Origin of the sequence: Dactylosporangium sp. NPDC051541 (assembly GCF_044454505.1) — a bacterium.
Classification (GTDB): Bacteria; Actinomycetota; Actinomycetes; order Mycobacteriales; family Micromonosporaceae; genus Dactylosporangium.
Map to the genome: position 1 here is coordinate 505,022 of NZ_JBITDU010000002.1, position 16,207 is coordinate 521,228.

General features: G+C 72.7%; 15 protein-coding genes. 7 read left to right on the forward strand and 8 right to left on the reverse strand.

Annotated elements, in window-relative coordinates; genetic code table 11:
• Nucleotides 1-56: 56 nt before the first annotated feature.
• On the forward strand, nt 57-1,235 hold the full coding sequence (nhaA, locus tag ACIA8L_RS10390; protein WP_395902672.1) for a Na+/H+ antiporter NhaA: 1,179 nt from the start codon (nt 57-59) through the stop codon (nt 1,233-1,235).
• Here nhaA and ACIA8L_RS10395 read toward each other — a convergent pair.
• The 8 genes from ACIA8L_RS10395 to ACIA8L_RS10430 form a co-directional block, all read right to left on the reverse strand.
• The gene (locus tag ACIA8L_RS10395; protein ID WP_395902674.1) at nt 1,212-2,510 is read right to left on the reverse strand and encodes an SLC13 family permease; all 1,299 of its coding nucleotides are present in this window, start codon (nt 2,508-2,510) and stop codon (nt 1,212-1,214) included. The genes nhaA and ACIA8L_RS10395 overlap by 24 nt on opposite strands.
• Nucleotides 2,507-2,953: a CBS domain-containing protein gene (locus ACIA8L_RS10400; RefSeq protein WP_395902675.1), complete on the reverse strand. Its 447-nt coding sequence runs from the start codon at nt 2,951-2,953 to the stop codon at nt 2,507-2,509. The genes ACIA8L_RS10395 and ACIA8L_RS10400 overlap by 4 nt, the downstream gene beginning before the upstream one ends.
• Nucleotides 2,954-3,030: 77 nt before the next feature.
• Nucleotides 3,031-3,450, reverse strand: a complete 420-nt coding sequence (locus ACIA8L_RS10405; protein ID WP_395902677.1) for a PaaI family thioesterase — start codon at nt 3,448-3,450, stop codon at nt 3,031-3,033.
• A 151-nt stretch (nt 3,451-3,601) separates the two neighbouring features.
• Nucleotides 3,602-4,699 carry an LLM class flavin-dependent oxidoreductase gene (locus ACIA8L_RS10410; RefSeq protein ID WP_395902679.1) on the reverse strand — a complete coding sequence of 366 codons (1,098 nt, stop codon included), beginning with the start codon at nt 4,697-4,699 and terminating at the stop codon, nt 3,602-3,604.
• Nucleotides 4,696-5,727, reverse strand: coding sequence for an LLM class flavin-dependent oxidoreductase (locus ACIA8L_RS10415; protein WP_395902681.1), 1,032 nt, complete (start codon nt 5,725-5,727; stop codon nt 4,696-4,698). The genes ACIA8L_RS10410 and ACIA8L_RS10415 overlap by 4 nt, the downstream gene beginning before the upstream one ends.
• Nucleotides 5,724-7,052 carry an NtaA/DmoA family FMN-dependent monooxygenase gene (locus ACIA8L_RS10420; RefSeq protein ID WP_395902683.1) on the reverse strand — a complete coding sequence of 443 codons (1,329 nt, stop codon included), beginning with the start codon at nt 7,050-7,052 and terminating at the stop codon, nt 5,724-5,726. The genes ACIA8L_RS10415 and ACIA8L_RS10420 overlap by 4 nt, the downstream gene beginning before the upstream one ends.
• Nucleotides 7,049-8,164 carry an LLM class flavin-dependent oxidoreductase gene (locus tag ACIA8L_RS10425; RefSeq protein ID WP_395902685.1) on the reverse strand — a complete coding sequence of 372 codons (1,116 nt, stop codon included), beginning with the start codon at nt 8,162-8,164 and terminating at the stop codon, nt 7,049-7,051. Before ACIA8L_RS10425 ends, ACIA8L_RS10420 begins: the two co-directional genes overlap by 4 nt.
• Nucleotides 8,161-8,934: a glutathione S-transferase C-terminal domain-containing protein gene (locus tag ACIA8L_RS10430; RefSeq protein ID WP_395902687.1), complete on the reverse strand. Its 774-nt coding sequence runs from the start codon at nt 8,932-8,934 to the stop codon at nt 8,161-8,163. Before ACIA8L_RS10430 ends, ACIA8L_RS10425 begins: the two co-directional genes overlap by 4 nt.
• Before the next feature lie 170 nt (nt 8,935-9,104).
• Here ACIA8L_RS10430 and ACIA8L_RS10435 point away from each other — a divergent pair, with 170 nt between their 5' ends.
• From ACIA8L_RS10435 to ACIA8L_RS10460, 6 genes are read left to right on the forward strand one after another with little or no spacing between them, the layout of a single operon-like run.
• Nucleotides 9,105-10,727, forward strand: coding sequence for an ABC transporter substrate-binding protein (locus tag ACIA8L_RS10435; RefSeq protein WP_395902689.1), 1,623 nt, complete (start codon nt 9,105-9,107; stop codon nt 10,725-10,727).
• Nucleotides 10,728-10,734: 7 nt separating this feature from the next.
• On the forward strand, nt 10,735-11,664 hold the full coding sequence (locus ACIA8L_RS10440; protein ID WP_395902690.1) for an ABC transporter permease: 930 nt from the start codon (nt 10,735-10,737) through the stop codon (nt 11,662-11,664).
• 1 nt (nt 11,665) lies between these two features.
• Nucleotides 11,666-12,517 carry an ABC transporter permease gene (locus ACIA8L_RS10445; protein WP_395902692.1) on the forward strand — a complete coding sequence of 284 codons (852 nt, stop codon included), beginning with the start codon at nt 11,666-11,668 and terminating at the stop codon, nt 12,515-12,517.
• Entirely contained in the window at nt 12,517-14,115 is a 1,599-nt protein-coding gene (locus ACIA8L_RS10450) for a dipeptide ABC transporter ATP-binding protein (protein ID WP_395902694.1), read from the forward strand. Before ACIA8L_RS10445 ends, ACIA8L_RS10450 begins: the two co-directional genes overlap by 1 nt.
• On the forward strand, nt 14,112-14,915 hold the full coding sequence (locus ACIA8L_RS10455; protein WP_395902696.1) for an LLM class flavin-dependent oxidoreductase: 804 nt from the start codon (nt 14,112-14,114) through the stop codon (nt 14,913-14,915). The genes ACIA8L_RS10450 and ACIA8L_RS10455 overlap by 4 nt, the downstream gene beginning before the upstream one ends.
• Complete coding sequence (locus tag ACIA8L_RS10460) at nt 14,912-16,183, forward strand: LLM class flavin-dependent oxidoreductase (protein WP_395902698.1); 1,272 nt, start codon at nt 14,912-14,914, stop codon at nt 16,181-16,183. The genes ACIA8L_RS10455 and ACIA8L_RS10460 overlap by 4 nt, the downstream gene beginning before the upstream one ends.
• Nucleotides 16,184-16,207: the final 24 nt, after the last annotated feature.

Genomic DNA, 16,207 nt, shown 5'->3' on the forward strand with positions numbered 1-16,207 from the left:
GGTGTGCCGGGAAGTCTGGTCGGCGTCGAATCGCCGACCCCTCCCGGAGGTGCCCGATGACCGCGCCCTCGCGCCGCCTAGCCGAGCTGCTGCGCACCGAGACCGTCGGCGGGCTGCTGCTGCTCGTCGCCGCCCTCGCCGCGTTCGCCTGGGCCAACTCACCGTGGGCCGCGGCCTACGACACCCTCGGCGGCGTGCCCGCCGGCGGCCTGACCCTGGCCGAGTGGGCCGCCGACGGCCTCCTGGCCATCTTCTTCTTCGTCGCCGGCCTGGAGCTCAAACGCGAACTCGTCGCCGGTGACCTGCGCGACCCCCGCCGGGCGATCCTCCCGGTCGCCGCCGCCGTCGGCGGTATGGCGGTCCCGGCGCTGCTGTATGTGGCGCTCAACGCGTCCACCGTCGGGGGTGACCTGCGCGGGTGGGCCGTGCCGACCGCCACCGACATCGCGTTCGCCCTGGCCGTCCTCGCGGTGGCCGGCTCCCGGGCCCCGGCCCCGCTGCGCACGTTCCTGCTCACCCTCGCCGTCGTCGACGACCTGCTCGCGATCCTGATCATCGCGGTGGTGTACACCAGCGGCCTGGCCCTGCTGCCCCTGCTGGCCGCCGCCCTGCCCCTCGCCGCGTTCGCCTGGCTGGTCCGCCGCTCGGGCTGGGTCCGGTGGCTGCTGCCGTTCCTGGCCGTCGCGGTCTGGGCGCTGGTGCACGCGTCGGGGGTGCACGCGACGGTCGCGGGGGTGCTGCTGGCCTTCACGGTGCCGGTCAACGGCGCCGCCGAGCGCCTGGAACACGTGTGGCGCCCCGTGTCGGCCGGATTCGCCGTGCCCGTCTTCGCCTTTTTCGCGGCGGGGGTACCCCTCGCAGGCCCGACGACCTTCACCGACGTGCTCCGCGACCCGGTGACCCTGGGCGTGCTGGCCGGCCTCGTCCTGGGTAAACCGATCGGTGTCGTCGGCGTCGCCTGGCTGACCAGCCGCGTGACCCGGGCGCCGCTGATGCGCCCCCGCGACCTGGCGGCCGCCGGCCTGCTGTCCGGCATCGGCTTCACCGTGTCGCTGCTGATCGCCGAGCTGGCGTTCGGCCCTGGCGACGCGGCCGAGGACCACGCCCGCCTGGCCGTCCTGCTGGCCTCGGTCCTCGCCGCGGCCGCCGCCGTCGCGGTGCTGCTGATCCGCCGCGCGCCCGCGCCGGTCCCGGGCTCCGGCGCGGGCCGGTCAGGCGAAGGCGATGTACCGTAGCCACAGATACGGCGCGCAGATCCCGACGGTGACCGCGGCGACGACGAGGCCGTATTTCGTGAACTCCCAGAAACTGATCCGCTGGCCGGCCCGCTCGGCCAGGCCGAGGATGACGACGTTCGCGGACGCGCCGACGGCGGTGGCGTTACCACCGAGGTCGGCCCCGAGCGCGAGCGCCCACCACAGCGGGTGCGGGCCCCCGGTGCCGCCGTCGGCGGCGACGAGATCGGCGACGATCGGGCTCATCGTGGCCACATACGGAATGTTGTCGACGATCGCCGACAGCGCCGCCGACCCGCCGAGCAGCGCCATCACGGCCACGTGGGGCTCGCCTGCGACAGCGCCGGCGATCCCCCGCGACAGCGCACCGATGGCGCCGGTGTTGACGAGCGCGCCGACCATCACGAACAGCCCGGCGAAGAACGCGAGCGTCGGCCACTCGACGTCCTGGAGGACCTCCCCGGCGTCGAGCCGGGAAACGGCCAGCAGGACCAAGCCGCCGACGATCGCGACCACGGACGGCTCCAGGTGGATCACCGAATGCAGGACGAACGCGGCGGTGACCAGGCCCAGGACGGCCAGGCTGACGACCAGCAGCCGCGGGTCGCGGATCGCGTCCCGCTCGCGCAGCCGGGTCACCGCCGCCGCCCGCTCGGGGTCGGCCCGCAGCGCGTGCCGGAACAGCACCCGGCACAGCCCGACGAACACGACGACCAGCACCGCGATCAGCGGGGCCAGGTGGTTGAGGAAGTCGTTGTAGCTCAGCCCGGCCCGGCTGCCGATGATGATGTTCGGCGGATCGCCGACGAGGGTCGCGGTGCCGCCGATGTTGCTCGCCATCGCCTCGGCGATGAGGTACGGCGCGACCGGCACGGCGAGGCGCTGGCAGACCAGGAACGTGACCGGCGCGATCAGCAGCACCGTGGTGACGTTGTCGAGCATCGCCGAGGCCACCGCGGTCACCGTGACCAGGATGACCATGACCGGGAACGGCCGCCCGCGGGCCCGCTTCACCGACCAGATCGCCAGGTATTCGAACGCGCCGGTCCGCTTCAGCACCGCGACGATCAGCATCATCCCGAGCAGGAGGAACACGACGTTCCAGTCGATCCCGGACTCCGGTGAGAAGAACGCGTGCCCGGCGTCGGTGGCCCCGATGAGCAGCATGAGCACCGCACCGCCGAGCGCGGCCGCGACCCGGTGGACCCACTCGGTGGCGATGAGCACGTACGCGCCGGCGAACACCGCCACCGCGGCCCAGGCGGTGACGCTCACGCTTCGAGCATCCGGTCGAGCAGCGTGTCGAGCGTGATCGCGCCGAGCAGCCGCCGGTCGCCGTCGACCACGGCGACGAGCGGGGTGCGGGTCCGGGCCATGACGGCCGCGATCTCCAGCACCGTGGCGTCCGGCGCCACGGCCGCCAGCTCACGCTGCTGGGCGGGCAGCGCCTGGGCGACGGTCCGGTCCCCGAGCTCCCGCAGCAGCAGATCCGCGGCCGGCTCCTCGATGACCCGGGCCAGGGCCGGATCGTCCTGGCAGTACTGCGGAATCGCCATGCGCAGCACCTGCGTCCCGGCCAGGACGGTGAACGGATACCCGCGGTGGTCGAGCACGATCAGCCCGGGCAGGTCCTGGCCGGCGAGCAGCCGGGCCGCCTCCAGCGCGGACGTGTCGAGCCGGACGGCCGGATACTCGCCGGCCAGATCGCGTGCCTTCATCTCGGGAGACCTCCGATCGACATGGCTGACCCACCGCCGACCAGACTTCCCGGCACACCGCCACCGACGTTACCGGATCACGACCCGGCCCGCTCGATCCGGATGACGGTCTGCTGCCCCGCCGCGACAAGCGTCCGCTCCTGACCCCGCAGCGCGAACACCTCCAGCCGGCACACGGTCAACGTCCGCCCGGACCGCAACACCGTCCCGACGGCTTCGATGGCCTCGCCTTGCGCGGGGGCGAGCAGATTGATCTTGTACTCCACGGTCAGCACATCGCTCCCGGCCGGAAACACGCTCAGGGCGGCGTAGCCACCCGCGGTGTCGGCGATGGCGCCGGTCGCCCCGGCGTGGATGTAGCCGTGCTGCTGCGTCACCTCGTCGCGAGCGTCGAGCCGGATGTGCACCACCCCGGCCCCGACGTGCGTGATCCGCGCCCCGAGCAGCCGCATCAGCCCCTGCCGCCCGAAGCTCTCGAGAATGCTCCGCTCGTCCACGTGGCCGGATAGTACCGGGATGCCCACCAGTACACCGCCCCCGGCGCGACCGGCCCGGCCGGCTGGCATCGCGTTCGGCACCGCTGCCTGAGCGCAGGCGACGAACCGGCACCGGCGGGCGTCGCCGGTGCCGGTGCCGGGGTGGGGCGCCTCAATCGCCGAGCCAGGCGTCCGCCAGGAGCTCGAACGACCGGATCCGATCGGCCGGGTCGTGGGTGATGGTGGTGACCAGCAGTTCGTCGGCGCCGGTCACGCGTCGCAGGGTGCGCAGCCGGTCGGCCACGTCCGGGGCGGTGCCGACGAAGCGGGTGTCGAGCCGGTCGCGGACCAGGGCCTGGTCCTCGTCCGACCACGGGAGGGCGGCCGCCTCGGCCGGGGTCGGGTAGGGGATGGCGCCGGTGCCGGTGCGGATGCTGCGGACCCAGTGCCGGAACGGGGAGCCGAGGTGCCGGGCCCGTTCGGCGGTGTCGGCGACGAGGACGTCGGCGGAGACCAGGACATAGGGGCGGTCCAGGACGGCGGAGGGGCGGAACGCGGTGCGGTAGGCCTCCACCGCCTCGAGGACGTTCGACGGGGCGACGTGGTAGTTGGCGGCGAACGGCAGGCCCCGCTCCCCCGCGACGCGGGCGCTCTCGCCGCCGCTGGAGCCGAGGACCCACAGTTCGGTCTTCGCGCCCTCGCCCGGGGTGGCGTGCACGTCGTAGTCGTCGCGGACCAGGGTGCCGGCGATGAGGGCCTGGATGTCGTCGACGATCGCGGCGAACGGCGGCGGCTCGGCGCCGGGCTGGCGCAGCAGGGTCGCGTAGGCGCCGAAGCGCGGGCCCGCGGCGAGTTTCGAGAAGTCGAACGGGGCCGGGATCAGCAGCCCGTCGACGAACCGGTCGGCGACGTCGGTGACCGGGGTGGGGCGGCCGCCGGAGCGGCCGAGGCCGAGGTCGATGCGGCCAGGATGGATGGCGTCGACGATCCCGAACTGCTCCACGATGGACAGCGGGGTCTGGTAGCCGACCTGGACGGCGCCGGAGCCGACCCGGATCCGGTCCGTGGCCGCCGCGATGAGGCCGATGAGCACGGCCGGGGCGGCACTGGCGACGCCCCGGGCGAAGTGGTGCTCAGCGACCCAGTAGCGGGCGTAGCCGAGCGCGTCGGCGCGGCGGGCCGTCGCCACGCTCGCGCGCAGGGCCGCGCCCGCGTCGGAGCCGCTGCTGATCGGGGCCAGGTCCAGGATGGACAGTGGCACGTCGGTCATGCCGTCACCCCCAGCGGCCGGCTGGGAATCTCGCGGCGCAGGACCGGTGCGACCTCGTGCTGGAACAGCTCCAGGGAGGCGCGGTGCTGCTTGTCGGTGAGGCCGTCGGCGTCGGCCTGCACGTGCATCACCTCGTGGCCGAGCCGGTCGTGGTAGCGGTGCACCTTGTCGATGATCTGCTGCGGGCTGCCGACGAGCATGGAGCTGCGCTCGATCGCGTCCTCGATCGACGTGAAGACCGGCTGGACGCCGTAGCGCTTGAAGGTCTCCAGGCGGGCGTTGAAGATCGGGCGGTACGTGTCGATCGCGACCTGGGACTGCTCGTGGACGTAGGTCCCGGCGGAGCCGGCGCCGACGAGGGCCTTGGAGGCGTCGTGGCCGTGGAAGGCCAGCCGCTCCCGGTAGTGCGCGATGAGCTCCGCGTAGGGCTCGACCGGGTTGGTGACGTTGGCCGAGAAGAGTGGGTCGCCGTACTGCGCGGCCAGCTCGACCGACGCCTTGCTGGTGGCGCTGCCGTGCCAGATCCGGATCGGCTGCTGCAGCGGCCGGGGCAGGACCTCGGCGTCGGTCAGCGACGGGCGGAACCGGCCCGCCCAGGTGACCCGGTCCTCCCGCCACAGCCGGGTGAACAGCTCGTAGCCCTCCCGGTTGCGGTCCCACTGGTCGTCGGTGGTGACGTGGAACAGCTGAGCCTGCGCGGTGCCGTTGCCCTTGCCGACGATGAGCTCGAGGCGGCCGTCGGAGAGGTTGTCGAGGGTCGCGTAGTCCTCGTAGGCGCGGACCGGGTCGAGCAGGCTCAGGGTGGTGACCGCGGTGAACAGCCGGATGCGGCTGGTGCGGGCCGCGATGTGGCTCAGCACCACCGGCGGCGAGGAGGAGATGAACGGCGCCTCGTGGCGCTCGCCGACGCCGAAGCCGTCGAAGCCGGCCTCCTCGGCGAAGACGGCGTTGTCGATCACCTCGCGCAGCCGGTCCCGGGGTGACTTCTTGCGGTCGTGGACGATCAGGGTGATGGCCAGGAATTTCATCGCGCCAGTCCCAGGTGTTCGCGCAGGGTCGTGGTGGTGTATTCGGTGCGGAGGACACCGCGCTCCTGCAGCAGTGGCACGACGGTGTCGACGAACTCGTCGAGGCCGCCGGGGACGATGTGCGGGACGATGATGAAGCCGTCCGCGGCGTCCTGCTGCACGAAGTCGTCGATGGTCTCGGCGATCTTGGCGGGGGTACCGATGAAGGTCTGCCGCCCGAAGACCTCGATGATCACATCGCGCAGCGACAGGTGTTGCTCCTCCGCGATGGCGCGCCACTGCCGGGCCGTGGCGAGCGGGTCGGCGAACATCCCGGCCCGCCCCTTGATGATCGAGTCCTGCTCCGGGGCCGGGTCGAACGCCGGCAGCGGCCCGTCCGGGTCGTGGTCGCTCAGGTCCTTGTTCCACAGCTGCTCCGCGAGCAGGATCGCGGTCTGCGGGCTGACCTGCTGGCGGCGGACGTGGTGGGCCTTCTCCTGGGCGTCGGCCTCGGAGGAGCCGAGGACGAACGTGCTCGCGGGCAGGATCTTCAGGTCGTCGGGCGTGCGGCCGTGCCGGGCCAGGCGGCCCTTCACGTCGGCGTAGAACGCCTTGCCGTCCTCGAGGGTGCCGTGCCGGGAGAAGATGGCGTCGGCGTCGCGGGCCGCGAACTCGCGCCCGGCGTCGGAGTCACCGGCCTGCAGGATCACCGGCCGCCCCTGGGGGCTGTGCGGGATCGGGAAGTGCCCGGCGATGTCGACGTGCTTGCCCTTGTGGGCGAACGCGCCGGGGTCGGCGTGGCGGGACCAGACGCCGGCCGCGCGGTCGGCGACGATCTCGTCGGCGGCCCAGGTGCCGAACAGCTCCTTGACCGTCTGCAGGACCTCGGCCGCCCGCGAGTAGCGGTCGTCGCGGTCGAGGTAGCCGCCGCGGCGGAAGTTCTCGCCGGTGAACGCGTCCCAGGAGGTGACGACGTTCCAGCCGGCCCGCCCGCCGGACAGGTGGTCGAACGAGGCGAGCTTGCGGGCCAGCTCGTAGGGTTCGTTGAACGTCGAGTTGAACGTCCCGGTCAGCCCGAGGTGGGTGGTGACCGCGGCCAGCCCGGCCAGGACGGTCAGGTTGTCGGGCCGCCCGACGACGTCGAGGTCGTGGATGCGGCCCCGCTGCTCGCGCAGCCGCAGCCCTTCGGCCAGGAAGAAAAAGTCGAACTTCCCGCGCTCGGCGGTCTGCGCGAGGCGGCGGAACGACTCGAACTCGATCTGGCTGCCGGACGCCGGGTCGCTCCACACGGTGGTGTTGTTGACGCCGGGGAAGTGCGCGGCCAGGATCACCTGCTTTTTCGTCATGCCGCGAACTCCTTGCGCGCGTACCGGTTTTCGGGCCGTTCGAGACCGAGGTGACCCCGCAAGGTGGTGGCGGTGTACTCGGTGCGGAACACTCCGCGCTCCCGCAGGATCGGCACGAGGCCGTCGACGATCGCGTCGAGGTCGGCGGGCAGGAGACCGGGCCGCAGCCGGAAGCCGTCCAGTCCCGCGCCCTGCCACTCCAGCAGGAGGTCGGCCAGCCCGGCCGCGTCTCCGGCATACACGAAAGCGTCGCTCTCGTAGGGGCCGGGCACGTGGTGCAGGAACACGCTCACGTCGGCGAAGATCAGGAGCGGACGGTCGGTCAGGGAGCGGACCTCGTCGACGATCGCGCGCGCGTTCGCCGCGTCCGTGGGGGTGACGAAGACGACGTCCGCGCCGGCGGCGGCGAACGCGTAGGGCACCCGCGAGTGCGCGAGGGCGGTGACGACCGGCTGGCCCTGCGGCGGCCGCGGCGTGATCGACGGGCCCTTGACGCTGAAGTGCTTCCCGGCGAAGTCGATGTAGTGCAGCTTGTCCCGGTCGATGAACCGGCCCGTGGCGGCGTCGCGGATGACGGCGTCGTCCTCCCAGCTGTCCCAGAGCCGCCGGACGACCTCGACGTGGTCGGCCGCGTCCTCGAACAGCCCGGCGATGAGCTCCGGGTCGATGGCGTTCGGGTCGCCGTTCGCGGCGGCGAGGGCGGCCGCGATGACGTCGGGGTCGACGGCGACGCGGGCCCGCCAGCCGGCCCGGCCCGTGCTCACGTAGTCGAGCGTGGCCAGCTGGGTGGAGACGTGGAACGGCTCGGTGGTCGTGGTCAGCACCGTCGGGACCAGGCCGATGCGGGCGGTCAGCGGGGCCACCCGCGTGGCGATGAGCAGCGCGTCGAGGTGGGCGCGGACCTGTCCGGCGCCGCCCGGGTACAGGCCGGGGCCGTCCTCGATCGTGACGAAGTCGAGGGTGCCCTCCTCGGCCCGGCGGACCAGCCGCAGCCAGTAGTCGGGGGTGAACAGCTCCTCGGTCCGCGCGGACTCCTCGCGCCAGGCCGCGGGGTGCCAACCGGCGCCGTCCAGGGCGACGGCGAGGTGCAGGGGTGTGCTGGTTGTGCTCATGCAAGCGACCAATCGGGGTGGGCGTAGGTGGTGAAGTCGGTCGTGTCGCGGAACGCCGGGACCTGGTAGAGGGCGCGGGCGTAGCGGTACAGGTTCGGGTATTCGGCGATCCGCGGGCCGAGCCGGGCCAGGTGCACCCAGACGCGGATGTCGGCCTCGGTGAGCACTCCGCCGACGAGATGCTCGCGGTCGCCGATGCGCTCGTCGAGCGCGGCCAGCTTCTCGTCGGTGGCCTCGACCTTGACGTCGGTGGCCTCGATCTCGGCCCGCAGGTGCTCCGGGTAGGTCTCCACGACCGGCTTGGCGAGGTGGCCGAACCTGGTGGCGAAGTCGATGCCGATGCCGGTGAAGTCGTTGCTGAGCACCCGGGAGGTCTGCCGGTCCCACAGCGTCGGGACGCTGATGTGCCCGTCGAAGCCGGGCTCGGTCGCCTCGTAGGCCTGGCGCAGCAGCGTGAACCCGTTGACCGGGTCGGGGCCGTAGCGCTCCCGGAAGGCCCAGCCGCGCCCGTCGCGGGCGTTGTCGATGTAGGAGACCGAGACGACGTCCTCGAGCCCCGCGAGAGCATGGGCGATGGTGACGCGCTGTGACCACGGGCAGAACCAGCCCGCGTAGAGGTGGTAACGGCCGGCTTCGGGGTCGTCGCTGACGTGATCGCTGAACCGGTACAGCGGCCGGGGGTCGTCGGGGCGCCGGGTTATGCGGTACTCGCCATGCACTCCCGTGTCGACCGGGCTGGCCAGACGGCTGGAGCGGGGCAGTTTGGACATCGTTGGACCTCCGTTGCGCCGGAGCAATAGCCGACTTATCCTACGTGAGCGATAGGAAATAAGCGAGAGCTACGTGACATGGCCGACAGGAACCCCCATCGACCGTTGACAGTCACGCTGAGCCACTGCTGCACTGGCCGACATTACCGACCGACAACCTGGGGATTTCGATGCGTAGATACTTAGCCGTCCTGACCGCGGTGACCCTCCTGGCCGCCGGGTGCGGGGGCGCCGCGGCCGAGGACCCCGGGGCCGCCACCGGCGCACCGGTCACCGGCGGCAAGCTGACCTGGGCCGTCGAGACCGAGCCGGTCACCTTCAACCCCCACCAGTACGCCCAGGCCAAGGCCCGGCTGCTGGTCTGGAACAGCTTCGAGGCCCTCCTCACGCACGACGAGAAGGGCGGATATCTCCCCTGGCTGGCGAAGTCCTACGAGGCCTCGGCGGACGGGAAGGTGTACACCTTCAAGCTGCGTGACGACGTGAAGTTCCAAGACGGCGACAAGTTCGACGCCGCGGCCGTCAAGGCCAACCTCGACCAGCTCCTCGTCCCCGGCTACGCCCCGGGCGTCACCTCGACCCAGCTGAAGAACTATTCGGGCGCGAAGGTCGTCGACGACTTCACCATCGAGGTCGACCTCAAACAGCCCGACGTGCTCATCCTGGACTTCTTCGCCTCGCCGCAGGGCGCGCAGGTCTCGCCGAAGTCGCTCAAGAGCCCCAACCTCAAGGCCGGCGGCCCGGACGTGGTCGGCACCGGCCCGTTCATCCTCGACCGCTACAGCAAGGGCCAGGAGGTCCACTACAAGAAGAACCCGGACTACAACTGGGCCCCGGCCAACGCGGGCCACCAGGGCGCGGCCTACCTCGACGAGGTCACCTACCGCTTCCTCAAGGAGTCCTCGGTCCGCGTCGGCGCGCTGACCTCGGGCCAGGTCGACGTCATCGAGGGCGTCCCGGCCACCGAGCAGGGCCTGGTCAAGGCCGACCCCAACCTGCAGTTCAGCCAGCACCTCAACAGCGGCACCGCGTACAACTACTACTTCAACCAGACCAGGGCGCCGTTCAACGACATCAAGGTCCGGCAGGCCTTCCGCGACGCGGTCGACGTCGACGGCGTGCTGCAGGGTGTGTACCGCGGCACCGCCACCCGGGCCTGGAGCGTGCTGAGCCCGTCCGGCCCCTACTACGACGCGTCGCTGGAGAAGACCTACGGCAACAAGCCCGCCGACGCCAACAAGCTGCTCGACGAGGCCGGCTGGAGCGCCAAGGACGCCGAGGGTTTCCGGACCAAGGACGGCCAGCGGCTCACCGTGCGCATCGTGCTCTCCGCGCCGTTCGTGCGGGACAAGCGCGACATCCTCGCCCAGGCCGTGCAGGCCGCGGTGAAGCAGTCGGCCGGCATCGACCTGCAGGTGAAGGTCGTCGACCAGGGCACCGCCACCGACGCGATCAACAAGAACGAGTTCGAGGTCTTCGACAACTCCCGGGCCGACACCGACGCCGGCGCCGCGCTCACCCTGATCGTGCCCAAGGACGCCCCGATCAACCGGCACGGCTACACCAGCCCCGAGCTCGACGCGCAGGTCGCGGCCGGCTCGGCGACCGCCGACCCGGCCAAGCGCAAGGAGATCTACACCGGCATCCAGAAGACGCTGACCGACAACGCGACCCTGCTGCCCCTCTACGCCCCGGCGGACCAGGTGGCCGCCCAGAAGAAGATCGGCGGCCTCGGCTTCGAGCCGACCGCGGGCGTGCCCGGCAGCGCTTACAACGTCTGGATCGGAAAGTAACGACATCATGTGGCGAGCCGTCATCCGGCGCCTCGGCAGCGCGGCGGTGGTCCTCTGGGCCGCCGCCACCGCCGCCTACCTGGCGCTGCACCTGGCACCCGGCGACACCGTCGACACCCTCGTCGGCGACGGGCCGGACACCCCGCAGATCCGCGCGCAGATCGCGGCCGACCTCGGCCTGGACCGCCCGGCGGTGGTGCAGTACATCACCTACCTGTGGCGGCTCCTGCACGGCGACTTCGGCCGCTCCTACATCCTGCAGCGCCCCGTCACCGACATCATCGGCAGCCAGGTCTGGCCGACGGTCAAGCTGACCCTGGCCGCCAGCGCGTTCACCGTCGTCATCGCGCTCGGCCTGGCGCTGCTGAGCACCGGGCGCACCGGGCGGTGGCGCTGGGTCCGCGGCCTGACCTCGGCCCTGGAGCTCTCGGCCGTCTCCGCGCCCGGGTTCCTCATCGGCATCCTGCTGCTGAGCGTCTTCTCGTTCCGCTTCGGCTGGTTTCCGGTCTCCGGCGACCGCGACCTCTCCGCGCTCGTCCTGCCCGCGCTGTCCCTGGCCCTGCCCCTCGGCGGGCTGCTCAGCCAGGTCATCCGCGAGGGCCTGGAGCGGGCCCTGGACGAGCCGTTCGCGGTGACCGCCCGGTCCCGGGGCCTGACCCGGCCGGCGCTGCTGTGGCGGCACGCGCTGCGCCACGCCCTGCTGCCCGCCGTCACCCTGGCCGGCACCCTCATCGGCTTCCTGCTCAGCGCGGCCGTCGTCGTCGAACGCGTCTTCGGCCGGCCGGGCCTGGGCCAGGTCGCCACCGACGCCGTCGGCACCAAGGACATCCCCGTAGTCCTGGCCGTGGTGATGCTCTCGGCCGCCATCTACGTCGCCCTGAGCACCATCGCCGACCTGACGTACCTGCTCATCGACCCGCGGCTGCGGAAGGGCTGACATGACCATCGCACTCCCGGCCCCGGTCACGGCGGGCGCCCGTAGCCTGCGCTGGTGGGCGCCCGGCATCGTGGCCGCCGTCATCGCGGTCCTGCTCGTCCTGATCGCGGCGATCGTCCCCGGCGCACTCGCCGGGGCCGATCCCCTCGCGGCGGACCCGTTCGCGGCGCTGCAGGCACCGAGCGCGCACCACTGGTTCGGCACCGACCAGCTCGGCCGGGACGTCTTCACCCGGACCGTCTACGGCGCTCGCTACTCCCTCGCCATCGGCGCCGCCTCGACCCTGCTGTCCCTGATCGTGGGCGGGCTCGTGGGGCTGCTCGCCGGGCTGGCGCCCCGGTGGATCGACGAGGTCCTCAGCCGCGCCCTCGACGTGCTCTCGGCGTTCCCCGAGGTCCTGCTGGCGCTGCTGTTCATCGCCTTCACCGAGCCCGGAACCACAAGTCTGGTGCTGGCCATCGCGCTGGCGTTCGCGCCGCGCTACGGCCGCATCGTGCGGGCACAGACCCTCCAGGTGCGCCGGGCCGGCTACGTCGAGCAGGCCGTCACGTTCGGGCTGTCCCGGGCCCGGCTCGCCTGGCGGCACATCCTGCCCAACGTCCTCGGGCCGCTGCCGATCCTGGCCACCATCGGGCTCGGCACCGCCATCGTCAACGCCTCGGCGCTGTCGTTCCTCGGCATGGGCCCGCAGCCGCCGACCCCCGAGTGGGGCGCGATGCTCTCGGAGAGCCGCAACTACCTGCGGGTCGCCTGGTGGTCGGCGATCCTGCCGGGCGCGACCCTCACGTTCACCGTCATCGCGCTGACCGCCCTCGGCCGGCGGCTGCAGCGCTGGTTCGAAGGCAGGCACTGATGGGCACCGGCGAGGCTCTCGTCCAGGTCGACAACCTCCGGGTCACGTTCCCCGGGCCGGTGCACGCCGTGCGCGGCATCAGCTTCTCCGTCGCGCGCGGCGAGTGCGTCGCCATCGTCGGGGAGAGCGGCTCCGGTAAGAGCGTCACCGCCCGCACCCTCGTCGGGCTGGCCGGCACCACGGCCACCGTCACCGCCGACACGCTGCGGCTCGACGGCCGCGACACCGCCGGCTTCGGCGACCGGGAGTGGCGGCGGCTGCGCGGCCGGGTCGCCGGGCTGGTGCTGCAGGACGCGCTGGTCTCCCTCGACCCGCTCAACACCGTCGGGCAGGAGATCGGCGAGGTGCTGCGGGTCCACGGCATCGGCACCGCCGGCGAGCGGACCGGCCGGGTCACCGGACTGCTGGAGGCCGTGCACGTCCCGGGGCCGGCCGAGCGGGCCCGGCAGTACCCCCATCAGCTCTCCGGCGGTTTGCGCCAGCGGGCCTTGATCGCCTCCGCGATCGCCGCCGACCCGCCGCTGCTCATCGCCGACGAGCCGACCACCGCCCTGGACGTCACGGTGCAGGCCCAGCTGCTGCGGCTGCTCGCCGAGCGCAAGGCCGCCGGTTCGACGCTGCTGCTGGTCAGCCACGACCTGGCGGTCGTCGCCGCGATCGCCGACCGGGTCCTGGTCATGCACGACGGCGTCATCGTCGAGCAGGGGCCGACGCCGGAGGTACTGCACGCCCCGCAACACGAGTACACCAAGCTGCTGCTGGCCGCCGTCCCCACCGCCGCCTCGAAGGGCGTGCGGCTGAGCTCGCTCACGAGGGAGCCGCTGCCGCCGCGGGCGGTGGAGCCGGACCGGGTCGTGCTGCGGGCCGAGGGGCTGCGGCACCACTACGGCCCCCGGCGCGTCGTCGACGACGTCAGCTTCACCCTGGCCCGCGGCGAGACCCTGGGCATCGTCGGCGAGTCCGGCTCCGGCAAGACGACCGTCGCCCGGATCGCGCTCGGCCTCGTCGAGCCCGAAGCCGGCACCGTGCACCTGGGTGACACCCGCTGGAGCGGCGTGCCCGAGCGCCGCCGGCGGGCCCAGCGCCGCGGGATCCAGGTGATCGCCCAGGACCCGCTCAGCTCCTTCGACCCGCGGTACACGGTGGAGAAGCTGGTCGCCGAGCCGCTCGACCTGCGCGGGTCCGCGCGCCGGGACCGGGTCGTCGAGCTCCTCGAGCGGGTCGGGCTCGGCCCCGCCCACCTGCGCCGGCACCCGCGGGAGCTCTCCGGCGGGCAGCGGCAGCGGGTGGCGATCGCCCGGGCCGTCGGGCCCCGGCCGGACGTGCTGGTCTGCGACGAGCCGGTGTCCGCGCTCGACGTGTCCATCCAGGCCCAGGTCCTCGACCTGCTCGCCGACCTGCAGGCGGCCGACGGCACCGCGCTGCTGTTCATCTCCCACGACCTCGGCGTCGTGCACCACCTCGCCGACCGGGTCCTGGTCCTGCACAACGGCCGGGTGGTGGAGCGGGGCGCCGTCGGCGACGTGTTCACCGACCCGTCCGACGACTACACGAAGGCACTGCTCGCCGCGGTGCCGCGGTTGGAGGCCGCCCGATGACGTTCTATGCCCTGGAGGTCGGCGCGCCCGACCTCGAGACCCTGCAGCGGCGGGTGCGCGCGGCCGAGGCCGCCGGGTACGCGTTCGTCACGTTCCCCGACGACCCGCTGCGCGGCGGGATCGAGGCCGGCGTCCGGGCCGCGTTCCTGGCCCGCCGGACCAGCCGGATCGGCCTCGCGCCGACGCTGCACACCACCACCACCGAGCCGTTCCACCTCGCCACCCAGCTGGCCAGTCTCGATCACGCGTCGCTGGGCCGGGCCGGCTGGGTCGTCGGCGCCACCACCGACCCGGCCGCGCTGGCCACCGTCGGGCGCACCGCCGTCGACCCGGCCGAGGTCGCCGACGTCGTGGACGTGGCCCGGCAGCTGTGGGACTCGTGGGAGGACGACGCGATCATCCGGGACGTGCCCACCGGCCGCTTCCTCGACCCGGCCAAGGTCCACCACGTGCACTTCGACAGCGACCGGTTCTCGATCGTGGGCCCGCTCATCACGACCCGACCGCCCCAGGGCCAGGTGGTCGTCATCGGCGCCGCCGCCCTCGGCCTCACCGACCGCCTCGACGTCGTCGTCGTCGAGCCGGGCGAGGCCGCTCCGCCCGGCGAGGCGCTGGTCTTCGCGTCCGTCTCCGCCGCCGAGCTGTCCACTTTGGACCGCCCCCTGGATGGTGTCCTGATCCGGGACGACGGCGGGGAGCTGCCGGCCGTTCCGCACCCATCGACCGCCGCCACGCTGCGGGAGGCCCTCGGCCTCGACCGTCCTGTGAACCGATTCGCGCCGGCGTGGAGTACCAGATGAGCCGCTTGTTGCATTTAGGGGTTTTCTTCACCGGCGTCGGCCCCAACCTGTTGTGGACCGAGCCCGACTTCGCCGACCACACGCACATCGACACGTTCATCCACGTCGCCAAGACCCTGGAGCGCGGCCTCTTCGACGCGTTCTTCCTCGGTGAGGGGCTGCGGGTGCGGGAGAACCGCGGCACCGTGCACGCCCTGGACGTCGCCGGCCGCCCCGACGCCATCACCCAGCTCGCCGCCCTCGCCGCCGAGACCACGCACATCGGCCTCGTCGCGACCCAGAACACCACCTACAACTACCCGGCCGACCTGGCCCGCCGCCTCGCGAGCCTCGACGCCGTGTCCGGCGGCCGGGCCGGCTGGAACATCGTCACCACCGACAACGCGTGGACGGGTGAGAACTTCCGCCACGGCGGCTGGCTGCCGCACGCGCGGCGCTACGAGCGGGCCGGCGCGTTCGTGGAGACGGCCAAGGCCCTGTGGCGCGGCGAACGGGTGGCCGCTGACGAGGATCTGCTGCGCCTCGACGCCGTCGGCGCGGTGCCGCCCAGCCCGCAGGGCCGCCCGGTGCTGTTCCAGGCCGGCGACTCCCCGGGCGGGCGCGACCTCGCCGCCCGCCACGCCGACGTGGTGTTCTCGGCCAACACCAGCTACGAGAAGGCGGCCGCCTACGCCGCCGACCTGCGGGAGCGGCTGCGGGCGTACGGCCGGCCCGAGGACGCCGTGCGGATCCTGCCCGGCGCGTCCGTCGTGCTCGGCGACACCCGGGCCGAGGCCGAGGAGAAGGCCCGCTGGATCAAGCGCGAGCAGACCACCGGGCCGCGCGCGCTCGCCTACCTCGAGCAGTTCTGGGGCAAGGACCTGTCCGGGTACGACCCCGACGGCCCGCTGCCGGACATCGACCCGACCGACGAGGAGCTGGACCCGTCGCGCGGGACGCTGCCGATCGAGTTCCGCACCGGCAAGGCGGCCCGGATCGCGGGCTGGCGGAAGCTCGCCGCCGAGGGGAGCCTGTCGATCCGCGACCTGGTCATCGCGGTCAGCCCCGGCCACGACCGCTTCGTCGGCACGCCGGGCCAGGTCGCCGACGAGTGGACCCGCTTCGTCCGCGACGGCGTCGTCGACGGCTTCAACCTGCTCCCCGAGCGGCTGCCGGGCACCGTCGAGGACGTCGTGGACCGCCTCGTGCCGCAGTTGCAGGAGCGCGGGGTGTATCGCACGGCATACACCGGTACCACGCTCCGGGAGCACCTTTCCCTATCGCTTTAGTAGGACTTCGGATAGACTGACCAT